At 57.5% G+C, this 8,002-nt stretch carries 8 protein-coding genes; 5 read left to right on the top strand and 3 right to left on the bottom strand.

What is annotated here, in order from left to right:
- Positions 1-290: 290 nt before the first annotated feature.
- Complete coding sequence (locus tag H2Z84_RS11835; protein WP_181836129.1) at positions 291-1,328, bottom strand: patatin-like phospholipase family protein; 1,038 nt, start codon at positions 1,326-1,328, stop codon at positions 291-293.
- A 225-nt stretch (positions 1,329-1,553) separates the two neighbouring features.
- On the opposite strand from H2Z84_RS11835, the gene H2Z84_RS11830 reads away from it, so the two are divergent.
- Together H2Z84_RS11830 and H2Z84_RS11825 are read left to right on the top strand one after the other, a co-directional pair.
- Positions 1,554-1,892 carry a PadR family transcriptional regulator gene (locus H2Z84_RS11830; RefSeq protein WP_103525928.1) on the top strand — a complete coding sequence of 113 codons (339 nt, stop codon included), beginning with the start codon at positions 1,554-1,556 and terminating at the stop codon, positions 1,890-1,892.
- Positions 1,889-2,719, top strand: coding sequence for a DUF1700 domain-containing protein (locus H2Z84_RS11825; protein WP_181836128.1), 831 nt, complete (start codon positions 1,889-1,891; stop codon positions 2,717-2,719). The genes H2Z84_RS11830 and H2Z84_RS11825 overlap by 4 nt, the downstream gene beginning before the upstream one ends.
- 75 nt (positions 2,720-2,794) lie before the next feature.
- Here H2Z84_RS11825 and H2Z84_RS11820 read toward each other — a convergent pair whose 3' ends face one another.
- On the bottom strand, positions 2,795-3,352 hold the full coding sequence (locus H2Z84_RS11820) for an adenine phosphoribosyltransferase (protein ID WP_181836127.1): 558 nt from the start codon (positions 3,350-3,352) through the stop codon (positions 2,795-2,797).
- Positions 3,353-3,451: 99 nt separating this feature from the next.
- On the bottom strand, positions 3,452-4,750 hold the full coding sequence (locus H2Z84_RS11815) for an NCS2 family permease (RefSeq protein WP_181836126.1): 1,299 nt from the start codon (positions 4,748-4,750) through the stop codon (positions 3,452-3,454).
- A 167-nt stretch (positions 4,751-4,917) separates the two neighbouring features.
- Between H2Z84_RS11815 and gmk the strand changes: the two genes are divergently transcribed.
- From gmk to H2Z84_RS11800, 3 genes are all read left to right on the top strand, one after another.
- Positions 4,918-5,547: a guanylate kinase gene (gene gmk, locus H2Z84_RS11810; RefSeq protein ID WP_181836125.1), complete on the top strand. Its 630-nt coding sequence runs from the start codon at positions 4,918-4,920 to the stop codon at positions 5,545-5,547.
- 68 nt (positions 5,548-5,615) lie between these two features.
- The gene (rpoZ, locus tag H2Z84_RS11805; protein WP_059284935.1) at positions 5,616-5,822 is read left to right on the top strand and encodes a DNA-directed RNA polymerase subunit omega; all 207 of its coding nucleotides are present in this window, start codon (positions 5,616-5,618) and stop codon (positions 5,820-5,822) included.
- 23 nt (positions 5,823-5,845) lie between these two features.
- Entirely contained in the window at positions 5,846-8,002 is a 2,157-nt protein-coding gene (locus H2Z84_RS11800; RefSeq protein ID WP_181836124.1) for a RelA/SpoT family protein, read from the top strand.

Raw genomic sequence — 8,002 nt, 5'->3', positions numbered from 1 at the left:
TGGACAAGCTGGGCTTTGCTGCCGGCTCGATGGGTCCGAAAGTGGAAGCCGCCTGCGAATTTGCCCGCCTGACTGGCAAGCGTGCGGTGATTGGCGCGCTGGAAGACATCGAGCGCATTGTGAAGGGTGAAGCCGGCACCATCATCTCCACCGAGAAGACCGGTATCGAGTGGTACTGAGGTCGGGCGCTGAACCACCTGCTGTGGCGTTGCGACGTCGGCGAAGAGGCAGGTGAGATGTAGATCAACAAGGGCTGCCATGGCAGCCCTTGTTGCATTGCAGCGGCAGAATCAGGTGAGGCCCAGTTCGGCGGCATGGTCATGGCATAGTGCCAGACCGGCGGAGTAGCCCGCCTGGTACATCTGCGACAGGTTGGAATAAGACCAGTCCAGCTCCTGTTCGCGTTGCTCAGGGCGAATGAACTGGTCATAAGCTACTCGCAGCAGCCGGGTGCGCGGCTTGCCGTCGGCATCCTTGTTATGCAGTGCCTCGAACAGCTTAAGGTCGTCGCGGGCAATTTCGGTTAGCGGGGTGATGATGGACTGCACCCAGGCGTCGTACAGATCACGTGGCGGATGCAGGATCTGTTCGCTGCCCAGAACATCGAACACCACCGTGGTATCGATATGGGGATGCTCCTGGAACAGGCGCTTGAAGTTGAGGGTGTCGATGGCGGCACCTTCGATGTAGTAGTCACCATCCAGCAGATAGGGCGGATAGATCAGCGGAAAAGACAGCGCTGCCAGGAAGTGTTCATGGGTGATTTGCCGCTTGTCCCAGCATTCCATGCGCTTGCGGCTGAGGTTGTAGGCATTCAGATAGAACTGTGGCTTGAGGCTGGCCAGCTTGCTGAAGTCCACCACTTGGTCGATGAAGGGCACATGGGCACACAAGCCCTTGCTCTGCGCTGTCAGATCACTGGGGCAGAGGCTGGCCATCAGCCAGCTGCTCCAGTCAGCGGCCAGACGTTGTAGTGGCCCTTGGTCGGCCTGAGCCTGGATGGCCTGTAATACCGGATTGGACTGCTGCCATTGACGCCAGATGTCCGCCAGCGGGCCGGGTTTGTTGAAAACCTTGAAATTGACCGGAAAGGTAGAGTACAGCGCGTCGGCCACCCCCATGTCGGCCAGTTTTTTCAAAGCGCTTTTGCCGTCCTGGCCCTTGGCTGCGACATAGAGCAGGCCGACTATCGCTCCCGCACCCGAGGTGGAAATGATGTCAAATTCGACGCCTGCTTCGATAAATGCGACGAGCGAACCTGCCATCAGCGTGGCATTGGGGGCACCACCGCCCAGCACCAGTGCCAGCGATTTTTTGTTGGAGTTCATGAGTGTGATTTCGGGTGAGAAAATATCAGTGCTTATGCTTTATGGATGATGAATTTACATGGTGCCAAGTAAAAATTTATCTTCACAGCATTAACTGGTGGCCGATAACCACTACGTGGTTTTACCATGTACCTTGTAATGCATAGTAGTTGGGGATAATATCCGGCTTGTTCTTGCGCTTGGCACGGCTATCTATCGTGTAATGCAAGGTATGGGAGTCCCAGCATGAAAACGCAGTTGAAAAAGGGCACGCTGGATATGTGCGTGCTGGCCGCACTGGCGGCGGGTGACAGCTATGCCTACGAACTGGTAAGCATTCTGTCGCGCAGCATGGAAGTGAGCGAAGGCACCATGTATCCGCTGATGCGCCGGCTGCAGGCCGAGGCATGGGTGTCGACCTATCTGGTGGAGTCGGCCAGCGGCCCTTCGCGCAAGTACTACACCTTGACCGCAGAAGGGCGCCGGCAGTTGGTGCTGATGCAGCAGGAATGGCAGGAGTTCGTTAGCGATGTGAACAGTGTGTTGCAACTGGCTGCAGGCCAGACCAAGGGAGAGGCATCATGAACCAGCAAGAATTCATCAGTCAGTTACAAGAAGCGCTGTCGCGGCTGCCCGAGAGTGAAAGGCAGGACATCGTTGCCGATTACCAGGAATACTTTCGTGATGGTCTGGCAGCTGGCCGCAGCGAAGCCGATATCGCTGCCGGTTTGGGCGACCCGCGCCAGCTGGCACGGGAGCTGACGGCACGCCATCACATCGCCCGCTGGGAGAGCCGCAAAAGCGTTGGCAACCTGCTGGCCGTAGTGGGGGCCATCGCCGGGCTTGGCGTACTGAATTTCCTGCTGGCCATCCCCTTTCTGTTTTATCTGTGGCTGTTGACCATGGCTGCCCTGGCCGCCACGGGCATTCTGATCGGCGGGGTGGTGCTGTTTGGTACGCTAGCTTGCAATGAATTGTTTGGCTGGCCGGCCATGCATGAGACACGCGACATGCGGGCTGTCTGGTCTGCATTTGAGCAGGGTGGTCCGGTGGGAAATATCCATATCCGTGGCAGTCGTGGCGAAAAGGTGGATGTGGTGCGTGACGCCTCTTCCGGGAAGACCAGCATCAACATACAGTCCAGCGATGGCACGGTCAGCCTGGAGCGTAATGCGAGCGATGTCACCGGTCAGTTGCGCATTGAAGATAAAGAGGGGCAAGTGAATATTGATGCGCTGGATTGGGGTTTTAGTCGCAAGGGTGCGTGGATTGCCAGCGTACTCATGCTATTGCTGGGTGGTGGTGGCTTGTTCCTGTGTTATCTGCTGGCGCGCTGGACTTGGCGCGGTCTGCTGGCTTATGGCCGTTACCAATTGGGGATACTGGACAAGGCTAGAGGGCTGGATGGCTGAGTGATTGCCTTGTTGCAGACAGACAAAACGGACCCGTGGGGTCCGTTTTGTCTGTCTGCCGATGGTGTATCGAACTTAGTGGCCGTCGTAAGAGCACACCGTGAACACATCCAGGCCGGCATCACGAATCAGCTGACCGCCACCCAGTTCGGGTAGTTCGATGATGGTGGCGGCTTCCAGTACATTCGCCCCCAGCTTTTTCAGCAAATTGTAGCCCGCCATCATGGTACCGCCAGTGGCGATAAGATCGTCGATCAGAATCACCCGGTCGCCTGCCTTGCAGGCATCGGTATGAATCTCCACCGTGGCGTTGCCATATTCCAGTTCGTATTCTTCGGCTACCGTGGTAAAGGGCAGCTTGCCCTTTTTGCGGATGGGTACGAAGCCAACATTCAGCTCGTAAGCCAGTACCGAGCCAATGATGAAGCCACGGGCATCCAGGCCGGCAATCAGATCCACTTCCTCCAGCATGTAGCGATGCACATAAATGTCGATCAGCATGCGGAAGGTTTTGGGGTTTTGCAGCAGCGGAGTGATGTCGCGGAACATCACGCCCTGGCTGGGCCAGTTGGGCACGGTGCGGATCCAGCCCTTGAGGTAGCTGGCGTAGTCGAGATTGCTGAGATTTTCCATGGCGCTATTGTACTTTCAAATGAAGCGACCGTGTCTGGCGGTGCTGAAAGCAAAAAGGCCCGCCGCAACAGCGGCAGGCCCTGTGTTGCAGGATATCGATCAGGCGAAGAAAGCCAGCTTGAAGATCCACAGCGCGGCGATCACCAGCACGGCCGGTTTCAGGTCGGCAAAACGGCCGGCCAGAATCTTGATCACAGCATAGCTGATGAAACCGAAAGCAATGCCATCGGCAATCGAGAAAGTAAACGGCATGGCCAATGCAGTCATCACCGCAGGGGCGGACTCGGTCAGGTCATTCCATTCGATTTCCGCCAGACCACGCGCCATCAGTACGGCGACGTAGCACAGTGCCGGTGCAGTCGCGTAGGCCGGTACAGTCTTGGCCAGCGGAGAAACCCACAGGCAAGCCAGGAACAGAATGGCTACCACGATGGCGGTCAGGCCAGTACGGCCGCCCACGGCAGTGCCGGCAGCGGATTCGATATAAGCAGTGGTGGAAGAGGTACCCATCACGGCACCGGCGGTAATGGCGATGGAGTCGGCCAGCAGGGCACGCTTCAGGCGCGGCAGCTTGCCATCCTTGTCCAGCAGACCCGCGCGGTGCGATACACCCACCAGTGTGCCGGTGGTGTCAAACAGGTCGACAAAGAAGAATACGAAAATCACGCCAACCAGACCGGCATTCATGGCACCGTGCAAGTCCATGGCCATATAGGTGGGGGCCATGCTCGGCACCGGGGCGAAGATGCCTTCGAACTTGGACAGGCCAAACGCGATGGACAGTACGGTGACAATCAGGATGCCGATGATGATGGAGCCCGGTACCTTGCGGTATTCCAGTGCCACAATCAGGAAGAAGCCCAGAATCGCCAGCAGGGTGGTCGGATTGTGGATGTCACCCAGTGTCAGGTAGGTGGCCGGATGCGGAGCAATCACGCCAGCATTCTTCAGTGCGATGATGGCCAGGAACATGCCGACACCGGCAGAAATGGCAAACTTCAGCGAACGCGGAATGGCGTTGACGATAGCTTCACGTACCTTGAACAGGCTGACAGCGAGGAAGACCAGGCCGGAGATGAATACCGCACCCAGTGCCGCTTGCCAGGGAATCCCCATGCCCTTGACCACGCTGAAGGTGAAGTAGGCATTCAGGCCCATGCCCGGTGCCAGGGCGATCGGGTAGTTGGCTACCAGGCCCATGATGGCGGTACCCAATGCCGCGGCCAGGCAGGTCGCCACGAACACGGCGTTCAGGTCCATGCCGGTAGCCGACAGGATCAGCGGATTGACCAGTACGATATAAGCCATGGTCAGAAAGGTGGTGAAGCCGGCGATGACTTCGGTCCTCACCGAAGTGCCGTGTTCCCTCAGCTTGAAAAAGCTTTCCAGTAGTTGCATGACAGAGATGCTCCGAGCCTTGTTATGGTTTGGTTAAGACGCGGGATTTTACTTCGGTGTGAAGACAAACACCTAAATCTTGACATGAAGATACTTTTGCTCTTAACCGGAAATGCACTCTGTGGTATTCTGAAAAATTACCCTTTCTTTGGCAGGAAGCTCGATTGATGACCAAAGCAGTCGGGAACATCTATATCGTGGTAGCACCTTCCGGTGCAGGCAAAACCTCGCTGGTGGCGGCTTTGCTGCAGGCAGAACCAACTGTTGAGCTGTCCATTTCCTACACCACGCGCCATGCGCGCTCGGGTGAGGTGGATGGCCAGCATTACCACTTTGTCGGGCATGCCGAATTTCAGGCGATGATAGAGGGCCAGGACTTCCTCGAGTATGCCGAGGTGTATGGCAATTTTTACGGCACCAGTGTGCGTTGGCTGCAAAGCCGACTGGAGCAGGGCCGTGACATCCTGCTGGAAATCGACTGGCAGGGTGCCGAGCAGGTGCGCAAGGTATTCCCGGAGGCGATCGGCATTTTCATTCTGCCGCCTTCCATCGAAGAGCTGGAGCGCCGCCTGCGTGGTCGCGGCACCGACAGCGAAGAAGTGATTCTGCGCCGTCTGGCTTCGGCGCGTTCTGAAATCGACAAGGTAGCTGAATACGACTACATCGTGGTCAATGACGATTTTGAACGTGCCAAAGGCGATTTGGTCAGCATTTTCCGCGCACGCCGCCTGCGTGCGGCGGTGCAAACCCTGCGACTGGCGCCGGCGCTGGCCCGCATGGGCGTGCAGCACGACTAGCACGCATTGGTTGCTCCGGCAAAACTCGATATAGTTATCCACATCGCGCAATTTACGAAAGAAATCAGATGGCACGTATTACCGTAGATGATTGCCTGGATCGCATCCAGAACCGTTTTGACCTGACCCTGGCCGCAGCCTATCGCGCCCGTCAGGTTGCCTCCGGCGCGACTTCCTTTGTGGATGCCGGCCGTCACAAGCCCACTGTTGTTGCGCTGCGCGAAATCGCCGCCGGCCATGTAGGCAAGGAAGTTCTCACCCGTAGCAAGAGCTGATCAGGGTGCAGGCGGAGCGACACATGGAGACCGGGCTGGAGATCGCCATCGATTACAAGGCATTGATCGAACGCGAAGCGGCGGCATTTTTCGAAGCAGCCGCCCGTTATCTCAAGCCGGAAGACGTGCAGTTGCTGCGCCAGGCCTTCGATGTCAGCCGCGAGGCGCACGAAGGCCAGACCCGCAAGAGTGGCGAGCCCTACATCACCCATCCGCTGGCGGTTGCCACCATGTTGACCGACTGGCGGCTGGATGTGCAGGGCTTGGCTGCTGCCTTGCTGCATGATGTGCTGGAAGATACCGGTGTCACCAAGCCCACGCTGGCCGAGAAATTCGGCAAGGTGGTGGCGGATCTGGTGGATGGCCTGTCCAAGCTGGAAAGGCTGGAATATCAAACCAAGGAAACCGCCCAGGCGGAAAACTTCCGTAAGATGGTGCTGGCCATGGCGCGCGACATCCGCGTCATCATCGTCAAGCTGGCCGACCGTCTGCACAATATGCGCACGCTGGACTCCATGCGCGAGGATAAGCGTCAGCGCATTGCACTGGAAACACTGGAAATCTACGCGCCGATTGCTAATCGCATCGGTCAGAACAAGGTGTACCGCGAGCTGCAGGATCTGGCGTTCAAGCACCTGCATCCGCACCGCTACAGCGTGCTGTCCAAGGCCGTACGTGCCGCGCGCGGCAACCGCCGTGAAGTGGTCAACAAGATTCTGAAAACCGTCAGCCAGCGGCTGGTGGAAAGCAATATCGAAGCCACCATCAAGGGGCGCGAAAAAAACCTCTACAGCATCTACAAGAAAATGCAGGAAAAACACCTGTCGTTTTCCGAGGTGCTGGATATCTACGGCTTCCGTGTCGTAGTGAACGACATTCCCAGCTGCTACCTAGCGCTGGGTGCGCTGCATAGCCTGTACAAGCCTATCCCGGGCAAATTCAAGGATTACATCGCCATCCCCAAGGGTAATGGCTACCAGAGTCTGCACACCACCCTGTTCGGCCCTTACGGCACACCGGTGGAAATGCAGATCCGCACCCGGGAAATGAACGGTGTGGCCGAAGCCGGTGTGGCTTCGCACTGGATGTACAAGAGCGGCGATGCCGGCATCAATACCGCACAGCAGCGCACGCACCAGTGGTTGCAAAGCCTGCTGGACATGCAGGAGGAGAGCGACGACGCAGTCGAATTCCTCGAGCATATCAAGATCGACCTGTTTCCGGATGAAGTGTACGTGTTTACCCCCAAGGGCAAGATCATGGTGCTGCCGCAAGGCTCAACCCCGGTCGACTTTGCCTATGCCGTACATACCGATGTCGGCCATCGCTGTATTGCTGCGCGCGTCAATCATGTGCTGATGCCACTGCGTACCGTGCTGCGCAATGGCGATACCGTCGAGGTTATTACCTCGACCCAGGCCAAGCCCAATCCGTCATGGCTTACTTTCGTACAAAGTGGCCGTGCCCGTTCCGGTATTCGTAATTATCTGAAGAGCCTGCAGCGCGAAGAGGCTTCGACGCTGGGCGAGAAGCTGCTCAAGCAAGCCATCGGTGCGCTGGCGGTGTCGCCGCTGCTGCTGGATGATGCGCTCAAGGCTGAATACATGGCAGTGCATGGTGACAAGCTGCAAGGCTTCCAGGAAGTGCTGGCGGAAATCGGTGCTGGCAAGTTGCTGCCGATTGCCGTGGCGCGCCGTCTGGTCGAGCTGGCTGGTGAGCGTCTGGGTGAAGATGTCAAGGTGGGCCCGGTCACCATCCGTGGCAATGAAGGCGGCACCGTGCAGCTGAGCAGTTGCTGTAATCCCTTGCCGGGTGATGAGATTCTGGGTGTCATTACCAAGGGGCAGGGCCTGGTGATCCATCGCATTGCTTGTCCGAATGTGCAGCGCGTTGATCACGACAAATTGCTCAATGTGAATTGGGAAACCCAGCGCGACCGTATGTTCGGTGTTAGCGTCAGCGTGTTGGCGCGCAATGAGCGCGGCGCACTGGCGGATATCGCCGCAGCCATTTCGCAGGCTTCTGCCAATATCGAAAGTGTCGACACCCAGGATACTCATGTGGGCGACGGCTTTATTCATATCCATTTCCGCTTGCAGGTGGAAAGTGTCGAGCATCTGTCGCGTGTGCTGAACGAAATCCAGAATCTGGTGGTGGTGCAGCGGGCGGAGAGGAGATAA

The sequence above is a fragment of the Aquitalea aquatica genome (assembly GCF_013911085.1).
GTDB lineage: Bacteria > Pseudomonadota > Gammaproteobacteria > Burkholderiales > Chromobacteriaceae > Aquitalea > Aquitalea aquatica.
This window is presented reverse-complemented; position numbering and strand designations above follow the sequence as displayed.

Coding starts and splice junctions, on each gene's coding strand:
- H2Z84_RS11825 (WP_181836128.1), top strand. CDS start 1,889: ATGAACCAGCAAGAATTCATCAGTCAGTTACAAGAAGCGCTGTCGCGG.
- gmk (WP_181836125.1), top strand. CDS start 4,918: ATGACCAAAGCAGTCGGGAACATCTATATCGTGGTAGCACCTTCCGGT.
- rpoZ (WP_059284935.1), top strand. CDS start 5,616: ATGGCACGTATTACCGTAGATGATTGCCTGGATCGCATCCAGAACCGT.
- H2Z84_RS11800 (WP_181836124.1), top strand. CDS start 5,846: ATGGAGACCGGGCTGGAGATCGCCATCGATTACAAGGCATTGATCGAA.
- H2Z84_RS11820 (WP_181836127.1), bottom strand. CDS start 3,352: ATGGAAAATCTCAGCAATCTCGACTACGCCAGCTACCTCAAGGGCTGG.
- H2Z84_RS11835 (WP_181836129.1), bottom strand. CDS start 1,328: ATGAACTCCAACAAAAAATCGCTGGCACTGGTGCTGGGCGGTGGTGCC.
- H2Z84_RS11830 (WP_103525928.1), top strand. CDS start 1,554: ATGAAAACGCAGTTGAAAAAGGGCACGCTGGATATGTGCGTGCTGGCC.
- H2Z84_RS11815 (WP_181836126.1), bottom strand. CDS start 4,750: ATGCAACTACTGGAAAGCTTTTTCAAGCTGAGGGAACACGGCACTTCG.